This window comes from Flagellimonas maritima (genome assembly GCF_003269425.1).
GTDB classification, from domain to species: domain Bacteria; phylum Bacteroidota; class Bacteroidia; order Flavobacteriales; family Flavobacteriaceae; genus Flagellimonas; species Flagellimonas maritima.
The window spans coordinates 2,341,161-2,362,906 of sequence record NZ_CP030104.1 but is presented as its reverse complement, the minus strand read 5'-3'; the positions used below and the strand labels follow the sequence as shown (position 1 = coordinate 2,362,906).

Annotated in this window: 10 protein-coding genes; all 10 read right to left on the bottom strand. The window is 41.4% G+C overall.

The window, feature by feature from the left end:
* Window positions 1-9 precede the first annotated feature (9 nt).
* The 10 genes from HME9304_RS10425 to HME9304_RS10380 all read right to left on the bottom strand — a co-directional run bounded on the left by HME9304_RS10425 (window position 10) and on the right by HME9304_RS10380 (window position 21,642).
* The gene (locus HME9304_RS10425; RefSeq protein ID WP_112378539.1) at window positions 10-585 is read right to left on the bottom strand and encodes a hypothetical protein; all 576 of its coding nucleotides are present in this window, start codon (window positions 583-585) and stop codon (window positions 10-12) included.
* Window positions 585-5,807, bottom strand: coding sequence for a DUF6443 domain-containing protein (locus HME9304_RS10420; protein ID WP_112378538.1), 5,223 nt, complete (start codon window positions 5,805-5,807; stop codon window positions 585-587). Before HME9304_RS10420 ends, HME9304_RS10425 begins: the two co-directional genes overlap by 1 nt.
* 4 nt (window positions 5,808-5,811) lie before the next feature.
* Entirely contained in the window at window positions 5,812-6,264 is a 453-nt protein-coding gene (locus HME9304_RS10415) for a hypothetical protein (RefSeq protein WP_123877442.1), read from the bottom strand.
* A gap of 18 nt (window positions 6,265-6,282) precedes the next feature.
* Entirely contained in the window at window positions 6,283-9,573 is a 3,291-nt protein-coding gene (locus HME9304_RS10410; protein ID WP_112378536.1) for a hypothetical protein, read from the bottom strand.
* A 281-nt stretch (window positions 9,574-9,854) separates the two neighbouring features.
* Entirely contained in the window at window positions 9,855-10,559 is a 705-nt protein-coding gene (locus HME9304_RS10405) for an energy transducer TonB (protein ID WP_112378535.1), read from the bottom strand.
* 52 nt (window positions 10,560-10,611) lie between these two features.
* Window positions 10,612-10,956 carry a VanZ family protein gene (locus HME9304_RS10400; RefSeq protein ID WP_112378534.1) on the bottom strand — a complete coding sequence of 115 codons (345 nt, stop codon included), beginning with the start codon at window positions 10,954-10,956 and terminating at the stop codon, window positions 10,612-10,614.
* Between the two features lie 48 nt (window positions 10,957-11,004).
* Window positions 11,005-11,385 carry a glycine cleavage system protein GcvH gene (gene gcvH / locus HME9304_RS10395; RefSeq protein WP_112378533.1) on the bottom strand — a complete coding sequence of 127 codons (381 nt, stop codon included), beginning with the start codon at window positions 11,383-11,385 and terminating at the stop codon, window positions 11,005-11,007.
* A gap of 111 nt (window positions 11,386-11,496) precedes the next feature.
* Window positions 11,497-18,630, bottom strand: coding sequence for a T9SS outer membrane translocon Sov/SprA (gene sov, locus HME9304_RS10390; protein ID WP_112378532.1), 7,134 nt, complete (start codon window positions 18,628-18,630; stop codon window positions 11,497-11,499).
* A gap of 5 nt (window positions 18,631-18,635) precedes the next feature.
* A complete protein-coding gene (gene ruvA / locus HME9304_RS10385; RefSeq protein WP_112378531.1) occupies window positions 18,636-19,217 on the bottom strand; it encodes a Holliday junction branch migration protein RuvA in 582 nt (193 codons plus the stop codon).
* A gap of 130 nt (window positions 19,218-19,347) precedes the next feature.
* Entirely contained in the window at window positions 19,348-21,642 is a 2,295-nt protein-coding gene (locus HME9304_RS10380) for an NADP-dependent malic enzyme (RefSeq protein WP_112378530.1), read from the bottom strand.
* Window positions 21,643-21,746: the final 104 nt, after the last annotated feature.

The following is a 21,746-nucleotide window of genomic DNA, read 5'->3' as shown; positions in this document are numbered from 1 at the left end:
TATAAGACGTTATCCTTTAGGTATGTGAAATTGAGTTACCTTAAGTAAAACCATATACATCACAGGTATCTTAAAGGCTAAATATTTAAAATTTTCAGATGGTGTAGCTGCAAAAAGCTTATCTACGCTCTCTTTATCACCATAAGTGGTTTCCAACACATTCTGCATTATTTCCAACTGCTTTGATAATACATCGTTTTTTTCTTTCTCAAGAATAGTTGAAGGGCAGTAGAGCAAAACAAAATCTGGATTGTATATAATCTTAGTATCAAGGTATTGATCGTGATTATAAACATGATCATATATATCCTTGTACTTTTCAGGATTTGTTATGACATCATCAATAAATCTTCTATAATCCTGTTTTGAAGAAGAAAAAATGTACCCCTTGGTCAAAAGATATTCTTCAAAATTTGTAAAAGTATCTACTGTATATTGACTTATAGGGTAACCAAATAGCTCTCTTTTCGGTTTTACACCTTCATCTATACAATCTACTATCTTTTCTGATACCAACGCATTATTGACTTTGCATGAAGAAAAGAGTGTTCCTATAAAAACTGTAATTAAAACTATTTTTTTCATTATTGCCTTCTATTAAGTCTTCTATTAAGTAAAGGTCCAAAATCACCTAGGGCACCTATTTCACTGGGTGCACTAGGGCGATTAAAACCATTTCTATCTTTAAACGTTCTAAATTGTAAAAGAGTCGTGGGCTTTGTATTACTTAAAGGTGTGCCTCTTTGTAATGCACTCTCAGTGAACGTATTTGTGAACAATGTTGGCCTACTTTTTCCTATTCCATTTGAACCAGTCAGAACTAAATCAAACAAAACATCGAAAGTCTGACCTCCAGTAGTCATGGAAGCCGTTCCGCTTATGGTGCCACCACCTTGTCCTGTTTTAATTGTTTGAAGATTTGAGAAAAAGTCTCCCGAAAAAAACCTGTCTTCACCTTTTGAAGCAGCAATATCCCCCGCAAAAACAAATTGATCAAAGATTCTCTGCTCTCCTTTTTTTCCTTTTGCTTGGTCTGATGCCAGATCTAGTTGCAGTACGTCACTTTCTGTCACTTGTTTAACTTGCTCTCCAGATATTTCTGTTTCTCCCGCTACAATTTCTTGATTTCCAATTATGGCTTCTGCTTGCCCATCTTCAAGCCCATATTGAGATTGGAAGGTTTCCACGGTATCCCCTTCTTCTGCAATATATGAAGTAGAACCATCCTCATTTAATTTTGGAACCCAGAACGCACTCATTCCTGTAGGATCAATCATAGCTACAGGGTTGTTGTTCATAGCTGCATAAGCATAACCTGTCTGCTCTGCCAATGGGTCGATGGTCAACCATCTGCCAATCGAAGCATCATATTGCCTTGCCCCGAAGTCATGCCAATCAAGACCAAGACTCTCGTCAAGCTCTTTCCCTTGGTAGGTCATGTAGTTGTTCTCCACACCGTTTATGGAATTATTGTACCCTTTATGTTCAAGTCCGAAGGGATAGTAGTTTCTTTCTTGGAGTATCTCGGAGCTGTCGACCGAGCCATCTTCGTTGATGTCCTGATAGCTCAATCTGATGTTCCCTAGATGGTCCCTGTATTGGTACACATAGTCATAGCCTCCCTGTCCATCCGGGACCACATAGCCCTCTGGGTGTCCAAAGAACTGCAGCTGTCCGTTCTCGTAGACGTAGTTGCCCGCATACTCTGTAGTGTTGCCCGTACTCACAATCTTTTTTAGTTTTCTGCCCGTGGCATCGTAAATATACGAAATGGTGCCGTTGTTACCGTTGCCGTTCACCGAAATACTCTCGGGCAAGTCTAAATGGTTGTACACAATACCCGGGTCCGTGGTAGTTGCCCCCCTAATGCCCTTGTTGAGATCAATGGTCATATTCCCATTTTGGTCATAAACGTATTCGGTGGCGATATCGGTCCCGTCATTAAAGCCTTGGCTATCGTTCCCGTTGTCCAGTACCTTTATAAGCTTGTTGCCGCTGTCATACGTGTACACCAGATCGTCCATATTGCCAAAGAGCGTGGCATCTGCATTGGTATGCCCCTGCCTTTGCAAAGATAGAATATTTCCATTTTTATCATAACCAACGCTGTTCAGATGATAGTTGGGACTGTTTGCAGTGGCATTTATGATCCTGTTCAGCGGATCGTAGCCGTAGCGGTACCATTTTAACCCGTTGTCCGTGTTTGCCGTACGCCATTCCGTTTCCGCAATATTGCCATTATAGAGCGGTGTGCCCCCATGGTCCGCCGTATTGTAATTGATATCGAAGGCAAAAAGGTCGTTGCCCAGGTTTGCGGTATTATTGATGGCCTTTAGCCAGCCGCGCACATTGTACCGATAGTCCACCGTCTGCAGGTTGCCGCCCACTTTTTTTGCTACCAGTTGCCCCAGTTCGTCATAGGTATTATTGACCAGCAGCGTCTCCTGTAGTCCAATTTCCTGTTCCCGTCCCATGAGCCTGCCCATATCATCGTATTCATAATCGTTATCGGTCGTTATCGGGTCGTGACCGTCCCTTGCATGGATGTTCCTAGTCTGCAACGGCCTGCCCACAAAATCGAGCCTGGTCTCCGTAACATCCGTACTGCCCAGATAATCGTTGATACTCTTGGTCCAGATGCTCCTTCCCTGGTCATCATAGCCGAGCATCGTTGTGGTCCAATCGTTGGTCCCCAATATGCGAACCTTGCTACCCGTGGCCAGTCCCGTAACCTGTAACGAGGTGTTTGTTCCCAGCACAGATACGGGAAGGCTGAGCCCTGGCCTGTCGAACACATAGTTATCATAATAATTGATCTTGTAAAGCTCCATAATGCCCTGCGGGAACGTATCATTGGAATAATATATCGTTGTCCCCGCAATAGTTCCGGAGCTTCCCTGTTTTGTTTCGTACTGGCCGTAAGAAATGGTATCGTCGGCATACCCTTGCATGGTAGCACGGTCCGTAGCCCCGGGTTGGGTATGTAACCCCGTGTACGCTACCCGCCCATGGGCATCGTACTTAGTAAAAAGCCATTGGTCGTTGATCCTGAGGTTTGCGTCCTGGGTCATAATGGGCCAATCCAGTCTGTTGTAGACGATATGTTCCCAGCCCTTGCCCGGTACCTTCTTTTCCACCAGACGGTTCCTATGGTCATATTTGTATTGGTAACAGAGCTCGGTCAGCTCCGTGGCGCTGACCCCATTGGCGGTGTCCACCTTTGGGGGCAGCACATAGGTGAGGTTGCCATAATCATCATACACATAATGGGTGTCATGGGCCTCTTCCTGTCCGCCGACAAGGACGTAGGTGCGCTTGAGCACAGTCCTGCCAAGCTTGTCGGTAAACGCTTCCGTGGTGTGCAGCTTGGAGGGTGTTCCGTCATGGTTCTCATCATAGTTCACGTTTTTGTAAAGCGTCCCTGAGTTATAGTGACCGTTGGCCACCAAAGTAGGTTCATAAATACCGTTGGCAAAGTTTATATCCACTCTATAAAGACGCACTTCGTTCGCAAAATTTGTTAGATATCCAAATTCAATCTCATGTCCGTTGCCCATTTTCCAATCCTTGCCCGGGGCCGCCTGTTTCAGTAAACGGTTGAGAGGAGAGGCCTCGAACCCGCTCTGAGAGTAGGCGTTGACCTCGTTGACAGACATTGAGGGAAAATCCATAGGGTAGGCCGAAAGATAATATTCTTTGGTGGACATGGCCATATCCCCTCCCCTATAACTTCCCCTTACGCCCGTGTCCGGGACATGGGGCAACCATTCCTTCTCCTTGCGGCCGTATTCGTCATAGTCTATGTGCGTTATTAGGTCGTTTGCCCTTCCATTGCCCAATATAGAGCGTAGCGGCACTTCGGTACCATCCATCACCTCTAATGTTGGTGCATGGAAGTACTGCCGTACGTTCACATCGGTACTGTAGTACAGGTAGCTCCTAAAACGCGAGGTGGTCGTATCATTGCGCCATTTGAATTCTGTGCCATCTACGATGCGATTCCCCTGCATGTCATAGACCCCGCTTACACCAATATCCCCACCTCCATGATCAAAAGGGTGCACCACGCCCACCAATAGGTACCACTCTTCCAATTGTGGCAGGTCACCGCTCCAAAAGTAAGGGTTACCATTGGCTCCTCCCCCAAGGTTGTCGACGTTCTGGGTGCCATGGTAGGTTTTTCCGTCGTTCGAATGAAAACGGTTTACCCAGACCGTGTACCGGTAGGCCTTGGTTTTGTCCACCGCAAAGTAATCCGTGTTCCAACCACCGTCGGCACTGCTACTCGGGTCGTTGCCGCATGACCAAATGACCTGGGGTTTCCCGAACGGCCCCGGTGCGGTAATACGTTTGTTCTCGGTAGTAACGCCATTTTGATTGAAGAAACCGGTGCTGCCGCTACCGATGTTCCAATCCATTGTCCATCCCGCAGGGGCGTTCGCAGCAATGTTTATGGCGCCCGTGCCCGATGCCCCTACTTCCACATGTTGCATGGGCCTGCCCAGTCCATCATAATAGGTTACCTGCTCTATCGCCGTTGTACCCTCCATGTCTTGGAAAGATTTTTTGTGGACATAGTTCTCGTTACTGGGCAATACCGTTTGTGCATCACATCCGTCGCCCAATCCAGGAATATCTGGACAGGGGTCGCCCGTCGTATTGGCATACCCCAAAATCTTAAAACTGGCAAAAATGGTACTGTTGCCATCACCAATACCGTCACCGTCGCTATCGCTATAGTATAGCTGGGGGGCAATGTTGGTAATCAGTACGGTACTATCGTCATGGTCGGCACTGTTGGTCACATATCCTTGGGGATGGCTACAGGCAATGGTACTGCTGCCAGGGTCTCCGTAACCGTCACCATCAGTGTCGGCGTAGTAGGTCTGCCCAGGGTCAACGGTCACTTTTATGACATTGGTGTATTTTGTCTGTCCGCAAGAAACTACTTTTCTACGGTACCATCTGTTGGATGTAAGCCCATTTGGTGGATTATATGTACTGGACGTAGCGCCACCGATGTTGGACCATCCTCCATTTCCATTATTGGAATATTGCCATTGGTACGTGTACCCCCCTACACCATTGTACGGGGAAGCCGCATTTCCCAAAGTATTTGGATTGCCCGCATAACATACCGTTTGGGTACCGTTAATGCTTCCGCCGTTCAATGGTGCCTTGACCGTTATCTTCACGGAACTTGTATAGTTGACAAGAATGCCAGAGGTAACTTTTCTACGATACCATTTTGAAACGGTAAATCCTCCGGGAGGATTATAACTGGTGGAAGTGGCACCATTGATATTGTTCCAGATAGTCCCGCCACCAGGGGAATCTTGCCATTGGTAAACATAACCGCCCCCACCGCCCGATGCAGAGGATGTGTTGCTTATGTTCGCAGGATTTCCCAAATAACAAATGGTCTGTGGGCCAGATATAGTGCCCGGCGATAAACCTGCCTGTATTGTAACATTCTTAGTGACAAAATGAATATTGGCCAAATTATCTTGTATAAAAGCGCTTACAGACGTAGAGCCCGCAGCAGTAAAACTGATACTCGCGGAAGTGGACGTAGAAGATACCACACTCCCGTATAGATTGCTAATCCCCCAAGTAGCGCTCGTAATGGAATTCCCGTGGTTCAATGAATAGTTTCGCGTACTGCCATTATAGACAGGTGAAGGACCAGATATGACATACGTATTGCCACCACCTCCTCCGCCAGGAAAGCCAAATTGGGAATAACCAAATGAGAAACAGAATAATAGAACTAGATTGCTAAGAATTTTTTTAGTGTGTTTGGCCATCGTCTTAGATTTTAGTAAAATATTGATTGGGCACTACACTTTTGGATTCCCGATTTTGCGATACTGTTGTAAGCACAAGCTTGTTATCTTGAATTTTAAATTGAAACGTATAGACAACATCATTCTGGGATTTTATAAAAAGGGCGTCTTCCCTTATATACCATTCTCCGGATGCTCTTGTTCCATCGCCCAAAACCTGGCCATAGGCCCCATTGGCGAGAAAGGTGATTGTTTTTCCCGTATAGGCCGACTGCATCTTTACTCTTAATTGCGGGTTTGCTTCCATAAAATCGTTTACCTCTCTATCTACTTCGGCAAATGAAGATTCACTATCAAAGAACCAAGAACCGACTATACGATCGGAATCATTAATTTGGGACTGAATAGGGTGCAAAGTCAAAAAAAACAATACACTGTAAATACATATTATTGGATAGGTTTTCTTAAATTTTTTCATGCTGTAGGTTTTGTCCTATTATTGGTCCTTATATTTATATTGGTACTCAGAAAGCAACCTACTATTGTGGTCCTCAACTTCTTTTAGTCTGTTGAAGGCATCATATTCGTAGGAAATTTTATAGCCTTTAGTATCGGTTACGTTCATAATGCCTACCAAAGGTCGATATGCGTACGTGGTAATCATGGCTCCTGGGAGTAATGGATTATTGCGAAGGTTATTTATATCCTCAAGGTTGTCTTCATTAAAAGCCTTCAAATCCGCCATGGTTATTCCCAACGCAGTGAATATATCGGCATACGAAGCATTTTCTATTTTTGCTATGGGATATTGCTTGTTGTAGCCCCATATATAGCTGATTGGAGCTCCATCGGTTTTTGATAGCTGTAGTGGATTTCCAAAATGGTCATAGCCCGTAAAAGCTATTCTATTTTCAAATGGCCCCATACCTTTTTGGCTCTTAACAAATTCGGACAAATACTGATTGTTGTCCCATAACCTGAACCGTGTTTCTTTTTTACTGAGCAGTTCGGTGGCTTGTAATATGTCGTCGTTGTTAACATCCATATATGTTTCCTGTCTGACCACTTCAGATAAACGGTGACGATTGAGCAGTTCAACATCGTTCACATCCGTGGCATAGTACATTTTTCTCACTCTTGTGATTTCTTCACTATCTATCGTTTTTACAGTGCTCAATTGGTAATGTTCATCGTAATCATAGAAATATTCAGTTGTCGTTGTAAGTTCCAGACCGTCTTCAAAATAGCTGGTCTCCAAAGATTTGCCCAAATTTAAAGTACCCCCAGTTAGGTAATACGTGCTGTAAGCCAGACCGCCTATGAAATTACAATTGTCATCATCCGGTTCAATGAATTGAATCAATGGCAAATGGTACCGCCTACGATCTTTGGAATAGCCTGGGTCAGAATCACTGTTACAATACATTTTATAACCACCTGGATTGAAAATTGGTGGGGGAAATTCATAATTGTCAAGAATACCACCGTACAAATAGGTGTTTTCCATTTTTTTGAGCAGTGTATAGCCAATACCTGTATTTTTTTTGAACACCTCAGATTTCAACATCTTTCCCCTTAACCATTCATTATCGGTTGGAAGTGGGTAAGGAAATTCATAGTATTTGCCGGCATCGGGGATAACCGAAAAATCATATTCTGTCTTGCCGCTATTTGTATTATTTTTACCATAATATTCCGTAACTTTTGCATAGCCTACCGAATTACCCTGAGGCGTCCCCAGAGGGCTTCCAGGTACCGAACCAAAAGCTTCCAGAATAACAAAATCTCCTATTTGATCTGAAATTGCATAAAAATTGGGCAGACCAAAGATTCTACCACTGGTATTCCCAAGATTATCCAGATACTCATATTCTTTGGTCCGTACCGAACCATTGGCATCGTCATAATTGATCTTTTTGATGCGTTTGCCCCCTGCATAAACTATTTCATTTGCGTCCTCTTCTTCTACCCAGCTGATATAAGCGGTAAAACCATCATTTTCTGGATCGAGGGGATCATGTTCAAACTGTGGTTCGACTATCAGTTTATATGCACCTGGAGAAATATTTATACTATTCTCATTTTCCCCCAGAAAGAGTTCAAAAAATATATTATTGCCTTCTATAAATACTCGAAATTTACACCCTTGATCGAATTCATCATCTAAGCAGAGATTTGTATCGTTGAAGCTAACATCACTACTTAGATTACCCACAAGTCCTTCCCCTATTGTAAAAGGCCTTTCGTACTTATTGGCCACATCATCGTAATATTCATTAAAAGCTATATGGGATAGCACGACACCTTTATCCACAATTGGATTTACGTTTTGAAATACTATTTCCGCAAATTCTAAAGGGGGAATAGCTTTATTTTGCTCGTAAACGAAATTGGTACTGCCCTTTGTAGGATATGTAATTTTCTTGAGCAGTCCCGCTTCAGCCTTTAGCACATCCACAGTTCTGTCCACACTGTTTTGTCCATAATCAAAAAAAGTAAGGTATTGCCCGTTGTTCTTTCCGTTAAAGTATCCCCACAGGTCTTGGGAATTGGAAAACCTGTTGGGAAGCTGTACCGTACTATACTCGAAAATATACGGGGGCAGTTGCTCTTGGTTGGGGGCTGTTTCCTGTATCGAACTCAAAAACAATCTCTTGTTTGCCCTTGGCTCCTCCAATTCCAGATAATCGTGCACATTGTTGTCAGCAATACTCGTAGTGTACATATAACCAAGTTCGTAGGACTTGATGGGATTGTCCTGTTTGTCATAAAGACCGATTTTGTCCAAGGTATACGAACCATGAAGATCTTCCCTTTCTGCTAAAGATCTCTGGAATACCAGTTTTCCCTTGTTGAAACGGATCTCTGACAGTTGATACTGGTACATCCTCAATTTCATGGTGTAGTGCACTGGCACTTGCGATTCACTTTCGATTTTATCGTACAGGTGCCTGAAGGTATAAGATGCTTCTGGTTGTTGGTAATAATGGAATTCTATCATATCCCCATAGCTGGTCTCGATTTCCATCAATTGCCAAGAATTGAAGTAATCTTCGCTAGTTGGGGCGAAAGGATCCCTGCCGCCGTACATCGGTATACGGCTCCCCTCTATGAGGTCGTCATAATTCCGTGCCGTCCGGTTTCCGTCTTTGGATACACCAAAGTAGAACTTGTTGCCATGTTTGTCCGTGATCACAAAACGATCTATTCCATTGAGGTTGCCCACGCCTTGGTTGAGGTACGTAATGTCAATATCATCTAAGCCCTGTACAAGTACTTCGCCATCGGCTTTGTCGATTATGAACTTGCCCCCTATCCCGTTTACATTGAAATGGAACAGATCAGGAGTGAAATCATATTCTTGATTGAACGTATATGTATCTTGAACATCACCTCGCTTATTAGCATCCGTAAAAAAGTCCATATCATAGTTATTGTTCAAGTAACCGTACTGGCTCTCATCCGTTTCTCCACGGGTCTGTCGGGAAATGGAGCCCCCATATTGCAATGCCCACCCCAGGCCGTACCTTGGGGCTATTTCCTCTACTTTTATGCCACGCGAGTGGTAGTTCAAACTTACAGGAATATTGATACCGTTCTGTTGGATGGTGTGGATGGGAATGGAGATGTTCGGTACCCCAGTGTAATGGGAAACCGGTATTTCCGTAAATTTTGCCAGTGCCGTGGCCTCTGGCGATGGTGGTGTAATTTTTGGAAAATCTTGGGTAAAGCCGATATTTTGTGCAATCACTAGTAGCATTCCTACCATTATTTTCTTTGTGTCCATTTTTACTATTTGATCTATTTACATTAGTACATGAAAAATTCCTATACCTTATTTCCGTTATATATTCTCAATCATTTAATATTCAGCTGATTAATATGGAATGAATGTAGGAACTGTCCTATTTTATAAAAATACTTTTTCCGATAGATAAAATGAGGATACAATTCACGAATGGCAATTTTGAATTGACGAAAGAACATTCTTGACAAATTTTTAAAAAAAAAGCCCTAGCGTTTCCGCTAGGGCTTTTTCCATTTCTACCTCAATAAAAATAGTATACTTTATTGCAGCTTAAAGGTAATTGGAATACTGAAAGGTACTTTTACCGCTCTTCCCCTTTGCTTGCCTGGAGTCATTTTAGGAAGCTTGTTGATAATTCTCAAAGCTTCTTTCTCCAAATTTTTATCTGGTCCACGCATTCTTATATTACCGATGCTACCGTCTTTTTGAATAACAAAAATCACGTTCACTCTACCTTGAACACCCATTTCTTGGGCAATTTCCGGATAACGGAAGTTTTTGCGAATATGCTTTTGCATCATTTCTTGAAAACATGCTTTTTTATTACTGGATCCTTCACAACCCGGAAAAACAGGTACGTCCTCAATTACAGCAAACGGAACCGATATATCCTCATCAACTTCCTCTACCTCGACCTCTTCAACTTCCATTACTTCTTCCTCTTGACTGGTTTCCGTTGATTCGATTACAGTTTCCTCAACTTCTTCCTCATCTTCTACAACCTCAATGACTTCAGGTGCAGCTGGTGGCGGTGGCGGTGGCGGAGTTTTTATCTGTTCTGTCATCGGTACTTCCTCATCCAATTGATCTTCAACGTTCATTGAAATATCATAGTCATTGGAATTATCATACTTCTTCCACTCCATGGCGCCATAAACCAATCCCAAAACAGCGGTCAACCCTATTACAAAATAGAGCGAACTGTTTTTACCTACATCTGCCTTTGGATTCTTTTTTAGTTCCATTGTTTTAATTTTAATGTTTGCTAATTTAATTATTAATTGGTTAAATAAGCAATTAAATTTTCCATTTTATCGGCCTTTCTTTAGAAAAAAACCACTTAATTAGGCCAACTCCTACAAATGCACCTAAACTATTTGCCAAAACATCGCCCATTTCGGCCATACGATTCGAGGTAATGGCGTACTGTAGCACCTCAATAAATATGCCATACACTACAGTCGTAACCAGCATAAATTTTACTGCTTTGACCAATCCCATAGCGCCTTGTGTTCTTTCTCTCAAAAATAGACAACCCAAGACTGAAAAAATGAAGTAAAACAAAAAGTGGATAATTTTATCGGCATGGGGAATATTCATTCCACCAGTATCCAAGCCTGAAAAAGAAAATAAGCTGAGCATCGTAATAAACGTTACCCAGCTTATAAATGATAATGTAAAAAATAATTTTTAAGCACCAATCAGGCTTTTGTATTCTTCATCGCTCATTAAGTCATCTACTTCTGATGCGTCACTTATTTTTATTTTAATCATCCAGCCCTCACCGTACGGATCGGAATTTACTTTTTCAGGTTCATCTTCCAATGCTTCATTAAATTCTATTATTTCTCCACTTAATGGCAAAAAAAGGTCAGAGACAGTCTTCACAGCTTCAACCGTGCCAAAAACTTCTTCTTTTTCCAAGGTTTCGTCCACGGTTTCAACTTCAACATATACAATATCCCCCAACTCTCCCTGGGCGAAATCCGTAATGCCAACAGTTGCCGTATCGCCATCGATTTTAATCCATTCGTGATCTTTTGTATACTTTAATTCTGCCGGTACGTTCATTGTTTCAATTTATATTAGTCTTATGACAAATGTAACGGATCAGCGATATCTTTTCAAACAAAATATTGTTCAAAAAATTATGTAAAAAATAGGTTGGATAGAGAAGTAAAATCAATTTCCAAAATTATATCTGAGTGTAAAACCTGTATTGATCGTTGTTTGTGGAAAGGCAGTAGATACTGCAAATTCCGAAAAAGTATGGTCGTAAAAGAATAATGCGTTCAAGCTTTTGCTCAGGGCATAATCCGCAGTAAACTTAATACCCATTAAACTCTGCCCAGATGTAATTTGATTGTTGTCTATGTCAAGATTTCGGATTATTGTTATATTATCTCTTAAAGATAAATCAGCCTTTAAGTTCAAATCACCCTTAAGGCGTGTTTTTTCACCACCAATATTGGTTACAAACTTTACATCCTTAAATCGATAGCCCAATCCTACTGTATACTCTTTACCGTTAATCTCTGTCAAAAGATTGTTATCAAAACTCAATGATAGTGTTCTATCGCTTCTTACCTCGGCCAAAAAACTAAAAGAATTCTTCATTTCAAAATCCATACGAATCAGTGGATTGAACTGGTCAGTGAGTACGACATTATTAATAATGTTTTCTGGAAGGAAATCTTCGGTTTCAGGGTCTATCGTACCATTCTCACGTTCTAAATTGGTTTGAAAGGAATTGATGCTGTATGCCGCACGGTAACCATGGCTCAAAGAAAAACGCTTAAACTTCTTTTTAAACCATCTATTTTTCATCAATCCCGTATACTTGATATTCCAATTTGGAACGGGTATATCCCTAAAAGCATCTAAGTTGACCCTGTTTACATCTTGTCCGGTATATGCCGCAAAAAAGGCGGGCAATAAGACTTCTTGTTGTGTTTTCCCGTAACGCTGTGGGAATCCATCTTCATCCAAAGTACCGGGTGTCTGCCCCCTATCGGAAACCAATCTGTTCGCTATGGTAATCCTGTTTTCCTTGAACTGATCGAATGTTTCTGAATCAAATTCATCGCTCTTGTTAAAAAAGGTTCCTATCATCATTGTGGAAATACTGAAATTTCCAAAATTGTTGCCCAACAATTCTTCGTATTGAAACTCTCCATTACCCAAATCATTGACCTGAAAATTTTCTTGATAACTATTGGATATTTGCCTGTCCATAGTCAAATCTATGGTCAGATCTTGGGTAGGTTGCGCCGTAGCAGTGACATTCAACAGCTTGTTCGAATTCTCCAAATATTGAGAGTTAAATTCTTCGAAAGTCGTTAACCAGCCATTTCTGGCCGCTTCAAACCGTACATCCGCCTGACTGCCAAAAACAAAACCCAAAGTCGGTCTTGTAGTTCCAATAAATCCAATAGACTGTGTGTACCCAGGAAGCACTTTACCATTGTTTTCACTGTAATTAACATTAACCCTTTTTACCATGGTAACAACATCAATAATAGTATTGAAAGCCTTGCTTGTTTTTTTAGGTGCTTTCTTTCCTTCACCTGACGCTGTATTGCCCGCTTTATCCCTTCTAGCAGCAGCTTGATTGGCCGAAACTTTACCATCCTTCTTTTTTAGACCAAGAAAATCATAAAAACGCTGCATGCTCAGATTCGCTGTCAAGTTATGGGTATTGGCATTCTGAACTGTATTGATATCCTCACGGGCAACCTCGTTCAAGGCATCCCCTCCACGTTGCCAGTCGAAATTACTGGTATAGGTATATTGCGCATTAATGAAGTTAAGGAAGGGGAATTTGCTGAACGGCAGTTCGTAGTTCAGCTGCATTTGTTGTGAATGTCTGTTGGGTTCACCGATATCAAAAAAACCGTCCCATAAATCCAAAGCTTGGTTAATACCGGAATCGTCATCGTCATCCACATTAAAATAATTGCGAACAATGTTGTTATTGGACGCTGTTAGATTCAATCGCAATGATTTTGTAATACTGTAATTTAAAGCATACTGCCAATTGAACAAATAATTACGCTGTTGCAAAAGCGGAAGCTCTAAAGACTCCACCCCAGGTTCAAGAACGTCCCTGAATCTTTGCTGGTTAAAAGACCGATTGTAGTTGGCGTTGACGGAAATGCTGGTAGGCAAAACATTAAAATTGAGCTCTTTAAGCCATTTCCAATATTCGCTCATGAACAATGAATCTTTTTTCACAAAGGGCGCAACAGGTGCTGGTTTAAAATTATGGTTGTATACAAAACCCGTGGTCACATTTTGATCTCTCAATTCTTCAACCTCAAAATCCCTATGATCCGTTTCATTGTAAGAATAATTGAATGTAAAATTTTCTATATCGAAAAAATTCTCCTTGGCTTCCTCGCCCCTATCTTTTCTTACGCCTATAAGATTGATGCTTGTTCTTTTCGTGTAATCCTCGGCCTGTCTTTGAATGGTTTCTGCATCTTCTGCAGTTTCAGCGGCTTCAATGCGATCTTCCAACTTTAAGTCATCGTAAACAGGATCAAACTCGGGAGTAATCAATGTTTCTGAAATACCATAATTGAACGGAAGTTGGAGTCCCCATTTTTTTGGAAACAATTGCCCTACATTCACATTGGTGACCACATCGTATGCTATGGCATCTTCCCGGGAGCGTTCATTGGGCATTTGGTCTATAGAGCCAAAACCTGATGTACTTCTGCTTCCCGTTGCGGTTATGTTCGCAAAATCTGCCATGTTAGCATCCAATGCTGCTATGGCGGCCCATCCTCCATTATTATCCAAACCTACCAAGCGTAGCTCATTGAACCAGACTTCTCCCCTGGCAGGTAGGTCATCAATATTCTTAACGCCCACCATCATTCCACGAATGCTTCCCAATGAGGGATTTCCGCGAATTCCTATCCGCAATCTTCCCAGAGTCCTTGGAGCGAATTCGTCTACCAAAATTGCTTCTCCATCAACGATTTCATAATAATTTATATCACTGAGCGATTGTTCCGCAATTCCCCTGGATTTTACCTTGTTCAAATCGTTCAGGGCTATATCGATTTGATTTACGTCCGGCCAAATCTGGTCAGGGGAAGTTACATTGAAAGGTGTGAATTGAAGTGGCAGTTCTATTTGATAAAAATTTTCCGAGAAATCTGTTCCGATACGAAGAAAACCAACAAGAGGAGTATCATTATCCGAATAGTCCCCATTTAATATTTTCTCGGCGTGCATGAACATTTTAATTCGTTCGTACTGTCTTACATCAATATTCACGTTTTTAAAAACCCCACGGGCATCCTCGGATTCCAAATTTTCCACCACAAATGATAAAGACTGCTCATTTTGCCGAATAATGGTGTTATTGTTGTTTAGCTGTTCCCTAACTACACCGGGAGGCAGTACGTAAGGTATGGGCTGCCTATTAAAATTTTCCTCAATGTTCACTGTATTTACATCTGTAACGGTACCATCATCAGAAGGGTCATCGTCAAGTCCTGGTCGTTCCAAAGAATTAGTGTACGTTCTCCAGTCCCCACGAACCAGGTCCAACGTGGCAAAACGAAGTATGACATCGCTAGCGAATCCTGTCATGTACATCCGCATAAAACTAATTGAGCGAAAATCCGTAATTCCGCCTACCGCATCGGTAAAATCACTTAACGGAATCTTATATTGAATCCATCGATAGTTCACTTCTGTTCCGTTGGGCACTCTATTTCCACTTGCTACACCTTCCCTTATATCCGTTACGTATTGATCGTTTACAGTAGTATTTGGTTTTATTTGGATGCGATATTCGTAATAACTGTTTACCGTATTCATAGTGAGGTCTCTGTCAATATCCTCTACATCCGGCAAGGTGGTAGATCCCCTGTTTGTATTGGTAACTGCAACTGGTGAGTTACCTTCGGGATTGTTAAAGTCTAGATAACGCTCCAGTATTCCACCTTCTCTATTTAAATAATATTGGTAATTGTCCAAGGCAGGGTCTTCGCTAGAGCCATTATAAATCGATTGTTCTTCCGTATCGTCCAGCCCATCCAATCCTATATCCTGTAATGCCCTGTTCGTTTCATCAGCATCAAAAGCATATACCAAGGATTGGGTGGAAGGTACTTGACCCCAAATTGTGCTTCTTGGAATTTCATTGTTCGTGGTTGCAGGAAGTCCGTTTTCATATTGTTTTCTTCCATCTTTCAAAATATCTTCTGAAATATTTCCCAGATTCAATACCAACTCTCCTACGTTCGCATCATTGGTTTGGCCATCTACGTAAGGGTCCAACACCCAAAATTGAACAAATTCAACATTTGATTGTTCAAAATTGGTACTGCTTAACGGACGCATTATACCGGCCCATTTATCATTGTTGACTTCTGCTTCAAAATTTGGATTGGCATTGTAGGGCCCCTTTGAGTTTGGGTAGTATACCATATCCAAAGTTCCCTGTACTTGGGTTTGCCCTTGGGCCACATCTGTTTCTGTAAAGACCTCGTTGATGAATACCCTACGGGTTGCGTTCAATGATACGTCATTATCCGATACTCCTGAGGGTCTTTGGTTTGTATAAAAAATAGGATCAACGGTATACCAAGACATTTTTGCACGCTCAAAACCCACACTAATATCTGTTCTGTCCTCTAAAAATTCAACAGGGGGACTAGCAAGGGTCCATCCCAACGAAGAACGAATATCTATCAATGCCTGCGCTCCTTCAAAATCATCAACATACGTTGTGGTCTCTCCTTCAAAATCTGCATTTTTAGGGGAATTGGGCTTTAAAAAAGCTACTTCACCACGAATGGATAAATTGGAAGGGACATCGGTATCTATGTTAGGAAGTTTGTTGGCCAATCTTGTCAAAAAAGGAATCTCGGTACTAAAATTTCCATTTAATCCAAAAATGGTATTGTTAACAGGTTCTATTCCAAAGTTTGATTTTTGAGTAAGTGGCCGTTCGTTTAAGTTTAATAACGTTCCACCCAAAACAAAGTTTTCATTGAATTTATGCTCTACGTTTATTCCCGTGAACCTTCTGGTCTGTTGTCCAAAAACCGCATTGTTCTCCACTGAAATATTGATTGGGGTATTGGAAGCTTCCAAACTTGGATCTAAAATTTGTACTGTACCGGCCTGGTAGTTTACCGTATAATCTATGCCTTCTTGTAGTTGCCGTCCCCCTGCCGTAACCCTTACCGAACCTCTGGGCACATTAAAGGCTCCGATTGGTATACCGTTATTTCCTTGTGATTTATAACGGCCCTTTAACTGGAAACGATTTTTTTCAGCATCTTGTAGGGAAGCAGCTTTTGTCTTCGCATACATATTGCGGAATACATAACGTTGTTGATTGACATTGTAGCCCTGGTCATTTTCCACATCGTACGTTCCACCTCCCAATTGATTGAATAGGAACTCACCAAAAGGTTCCACTTTTGTAAAAATGATTCTACCGGTCTGGGGGTCTATAGTAATGCCCGGCACATAATCAAAAAAACCATCTCCGCCCGGTTGTACATCATTGTAGACATTTAAGCGATCAAAGTTGAAAACATTGATAAGTATGCGATCTTCAAGACCGTCTGGCCAACCTGCGTTAGGGTCAACAGGAGTAATGTAGTTTCTTGGGGTAGGGTCAGAATAAAGGATATTCAACCTAAAGTCCTCTTCGCTCAATTGAAAGGCACCTGTGGAATAGATATTCTTCATCATTAAATCCCATATTGGATCTTCTACATTGGTAATATTACTTTTCAAAAGCTTAAGAATCAAAGTATTATTTTCCACTATTGGATTTACGCCACCAGACACTGTAGTGGCATCCACGCCCCCATTTGCGAATTCCCCAACCTGAAATACTTCCCCATTAAAAGTGTACTGGAAAGCAACACCCAAAACCTCATCATTGCTCAAACGCTGGTTCAAGGAAATGTATCCTAGCTGAGTATCAAATTGATAGTCTCTTCCTTGTTCTAATTTTCGTGCGTTTTCCAATATAGCATAATCGAATCCTTGATTTGCTTCTACATTGAAACCATTGTCTACTGTAGCAATATCTCTTACACCTGTGTTCATTGCCCCACCATTCCCTATCAATGCTGGGTCAAAATCATTTGCACTGTTCTGAGGCAAAGCACCAGGTTGTAAAATATTAAAGAATCCTGGAGGTGCGTTATTCTCTTTTCCTATTCTGGTAATTTCCCTACCATCGCTTCCAAGCTCAACTTCTCCCAAATCCTGTAAAGCGACCACATTCCTAACGTTCAGGGTCTGTTGGTTACGGTTGGTTACCCAAACTTCTAGCCTTGTGATCTGTATCTGACTTTGTATGAATGGGTAACTGGCAAGTGCCCTATCATAATTGTCCCTAAAATATTGAGCCAAGAAAAAGTGTTTGTCCTCATCGTAGTCCAAAGCTGTTAAGGCAAACTCGTTTACCGTTCCACCTCCTTGTGCAACCACTGTATTGTTTTGTGAACGCTGTTCTGAGAAAACCGCAGTGACCGTTGTCTTCCCAAACTGTAATTGTGTTTTCACCCCAAAGAGACTTTGTGCCCCGGTAATCAACGAGCTGTTCAAGGGCATGTTTACATTACCTATCTCTATTTTTTGAAGGATATCGTCCTCAGTGGGCGTGTAATCTATTTTTACCAAATTCTGAAAATCAAAAGTGGCTTCTGTATCATAGTTGGCCGTTACTTGAAGGCGTTCCCCAACTTTTCCCAATAAGCTCAAACTTATTCTTTGGTCAAAATCAAAAGAAAGGTTGGTTCTGTTTCTTGGTGAAAGTGCGGGGTTGTCGTTTTTCTGCCACAAAACACCCAAATCCATTGCAACGGAGCCTTGTGGAATAACCTCAATGGTATTACCTCCAAAAATCGATTCAAAAAAGTTGCTATTTACATAAAAATTGGGCAATAGGTTTTTACGTGCCTCTTCACTGCCTTCCTTTTTTCCCGTGAATGCGTCTATCTTTTCCTTAAAATAGGATTTCATTCGTTCTTTACGAACAAGTTCAAAGTACTGTTCGGGAGTTAAGATAATAGGGTAATTGATATCAAATTCGCCTACACTTTCCGTATAAACGTATAAATCGGTTTTTGGGTCATAGGTATATTTAGCGATAATGCTATCGGGGTTTTCCAATATCAACCGACCAAGTTCAAAACCCGTTTTTACCGAATCCTGTACTTGTTCATTGGTTTCCTGGCCTGTTAGGTTGGCGGTTATCAGAAAACAGATAAAAAAGAAAAAGTACTTAAATCTTAGTGACTTAAGTATTGGTTTTGCCCCTCTTTTCAAACTACTTATAAATTTTTCAGCGCTAATTTTATAATGTTCTCAACGCTTAGTGTAGGATCACCGGATAGTACCTTGTCCACAACCTTTTCAGATTGTCTGCGGACAAAACCGAGAACCTCTAAAGCAGATAACGCTTCTTCCTTACTAGTATTGTTTGATTTGTATGAAACTTCGTCTATATCATAAACTTTTAAAATCTTGTCCTTGAGGTCCAAAATAACGCGCTGTGCCGTCTTTGCCCCAATACCTTTTATTGCCTGTATGGAAGGGACATCTCCATTGGCAATGGCATCTCTTACTTGAGCTGGTGACAACGACGACAACATGGTTCTCGCAGTACTTGAACCAATACCTGAAACCGAGATCAATAATCTAAAAATTTCACGTTCCGATTTCTCTGCGAAACCAAAAAGAGTATGTGAATCTTCTTTTACTTGCAGATGTGTAAAAATGTGAATATTTTCTTCATCCTTTAATTGCGAAAAGGTATGCAGTGAAATATTTAAAAAGTATCCTATCCCACTACATTCAACTATGATATACGTAGGGTTTTTTTCAACTAATTTACCGTTTAAATGAGTAATCATGGATGTTTGTTGTTTGCTTTGACTTCACTCAGTACGAGCGTTGTTTGTTATTCGTAGTTGGTTATTACTTATTCATTGTTCTACTCTGGGTTTGGGTTTTGAACTTGCACTTATCTTTAGTTTTAACCATCTATTCTCCTTTTTTTGCTTTTCTTCGCTTCTCGCGCTCTTGGGCATCGATAACGGCGACGGCGGCCATATTAACCATTTCATCCACACTGGCACCCAATTGTAAAATATGTGCCGATCTGCGAAGACCTACCATTATTGGACCGATAGATTCTGCATTATTCAATCCTTTCAACAATTTATAGGTAATATTCGCGGAATCAAGATTTGGGAATATCAATGTATTCACCTTTTTCCCCGCCAATTTTGAAAACGGAAAATTATTGTGGTTCAATTCCTGACTTAGGGCAAAGTCGGTTTGAATTTCCCCGTCCACTACCAACTCAGGATTTCTTTCATGTAATATTTTAACCGCTTCCCTTACTTTTTTTGAATTGGGGTGGTTTGAAGAGCCATAGTTTGCATAAGATAGCATGGCCATAACAGGATTGAAACCAAATGTATTGGCAACGTTCGCGGTCATTTGTGCTATTTCTGCCAAAGCTTCGGCACTTGGATCAATATTGATAGAGGTGTCTGCCAAAAACAAAGGGCCCCTATCAGTAATCATTATGTTCACTGTTGAAGCGTTCTTTACACCTTTTGCTCTCCCCAACACTTCAAATACGGGTCTTAGCACCAACGGATATGCCCTTGAATATCCTGAAATCATCCCATCCGCATCTCCTTCCAACAGCATCATGGCTCCAAAATAGTTACGTTTGCCCATATTAACATTTGCACTATACTTTGTCTCTCCCTTTCTTTTTCGGAACTCCCAAAGTTTCATTGCATAACGTGAACGCATATCCTTGAACTCATCTGACCGTGGATCTATAATCGGCACTTTCGCATCAAACTCCAGCTCTTTTTTAAGTTGTTCTATGGTTTCCCTATGCCCTAAAAGAATTGGCAGAGCAATACCTTCATCGTGAACAATTTGTGCAGCTTTCATAACGTCAAGAAGTTCGGCTTCCGCAAAAACGATTCGTTTTGGGTTGACACGTGCTCTATTGTGCAATAATCGCACAACTTTATTGTCGTTTCCAGACCTTAAGTACAGTTCTTCCTCATATTTTTTCCAATCCTGTATGGGAAATTTGGCAACTCCGCTTTCTATAGCAGCTTTTGCAACAGCAGGTGGAATTTTCGTTATCAATCTAGGATCAAAAGGTTTTGGTATGATGTATTCCCTACTAAAGGTCAGCCGGGTAGTATCATAAGCAATATTGACCTGCTCTGGAACGGGCTCTCTAGTTAAGTCTGCAAGTGCTCTTACAGCAGCCATCTTCATCTCCTCATTTATTTTGGTGGCCCTTACATCCAACGCTCCCCTAAAAATAAACGGGAACCCTAAAACGTTGTTCACTTGATTGGGGTGATCAGAACGACCGGTTGCCATAATAATGTCATCCCGTGTTTTGCAAGCCAAATTATATTCGATTTCCGGGTCCGGATTTGCCATTGCAAATACAATAGGGTCTTTAGCCATTGATTTTAGCATTGCAGGTGTAAGAATATTGGCAATGGACAATCCAATAAAAACATCGGAATCTTGCATGGCCTCCTCCAAAGTATCTATTTTTCTATCTGAAGCGAACTCCGTCTTTTCCTTGGAAAGATTTTCCCTATCGCTACGGATGACACCTTTACTGTCCAACATCACTATGTTTTCAGCTCTTGCACCGAATGCTTTATACAATCTAGTACAGGAAACTGCTGCGGCACCTGCTCCGCTGACCACTATTTTCACCTCTTCCATTTTCTTATGGGTAAGTTCAAGTGCATTTAATAAAGCAGCAGCAGAGATTATTGCCGTACCGTGTTGGTCATCGTGCATTACGGGTATGTCCAATTCTTCCTTTAGGCGTTTTTCAATCTCAAATGCCTCTGGCGCTTTAATATCCTCTAGATTTATACCACCAAAAGTTGGAGCTATGGTTTTTACGGTTTCAATAAATTTATCCACATCTGTAGTGTCCAACTCAATATCCATTCCATCGATATCTGCAAAGATCTTGAACAAGAGACTTTTTCCTTCCATTACGGGCTTTGATGCTTCGGGACCAATATTTCCCAATCCCAAAACTGCCGTACCATTGGAAATTACCGCTACTAAATTTCCTTTTGCCGTGTACTTATAGACATCATCTTTATTTTTCTCGATTTCAAGACAAGGCACGGCAACCCCGGGAGAATAGGCAAGTGCCAAATCCCTCTGGGTAGCATAAGGCTTTGTTGGAACAATCTTAATTTTACCGGGCTGTGGCTTTGCATGGTAAAGTAATGCTTCACGCCTTTGTTTTTCTTTGCTCATTTGATTTTATTGAAGCTATAAATGTATAGGTTATTCTTTTCAATTGCACTTACATCAATGTAAAATAAAAAGACGCCATTAATTAGTGGCGTCTTCATTCTATT

Bases quoted from the DNA above. Each gene is read 5' to 3' on its own strand.
- HME9304_RS10415 (WP_123877442.1), bottom strand. From the start codon at position 6,264: ATGAAAAAATTTAAGAAAACCTATCCAATAATATGTATTTACAGTGTA.
- gcvH (WP_112378533.1), bottom strand. From the start codon at position 11,385: ATGAACGTACCGGCAGAATTAAAGTATACAAAAGATCACGAATGGATT.
- HME9304_RS10425 (WP_112378539.1), bottom strand. From the start codon at position 585: ATGAAAAAAATAGTTTTAATTACAGTTTTTATAGGAACACTCTTTTCT.
- HME9304_RS10380 (WP_112378530.1), bottom strand. From the start codon at position 21,642: ATGAGCAAAGAAAAACAAAGGCGTGAAGCATTACTTTACCATGCAAAG.
- HME9304_RS10405 (WP_112378535.1), bottom strand. From the start codon at position 10,559: ATGGAACTAAAAAAGAATCCAAAGGCAGATGTAGGTAAAAACAGTTCG.
- HME9304_RS10420 (WP_112378538.1), bottom strand. From the start codon at position 5,807: ATGGCCAAACACACTAAAAAAATTCTTAGCAATCTAGTTCTATTATTC.
- ruvA (WP_112378531.1), bottom strand. From the start codon at position 19,217: ATGATTACTCATTTAAACGGTAAATTAGTTGAAAAAAACCCTACGTAT.
- HME9304_RS10410 (WP_112378536.1), bottom strand. From the start codon at position 9,573: ATGGACACAAAGAAAATAATGGTAGGAATGCTACTAGTGATTGCACAA.
- HME9304_RS10400 (WP_112378534.1), bottom strand. From the start codon at position 10,956: ATGCTCAGCTTATTTTCTTTTTCAGGCTTGGATACTGGTGGAATGAAT.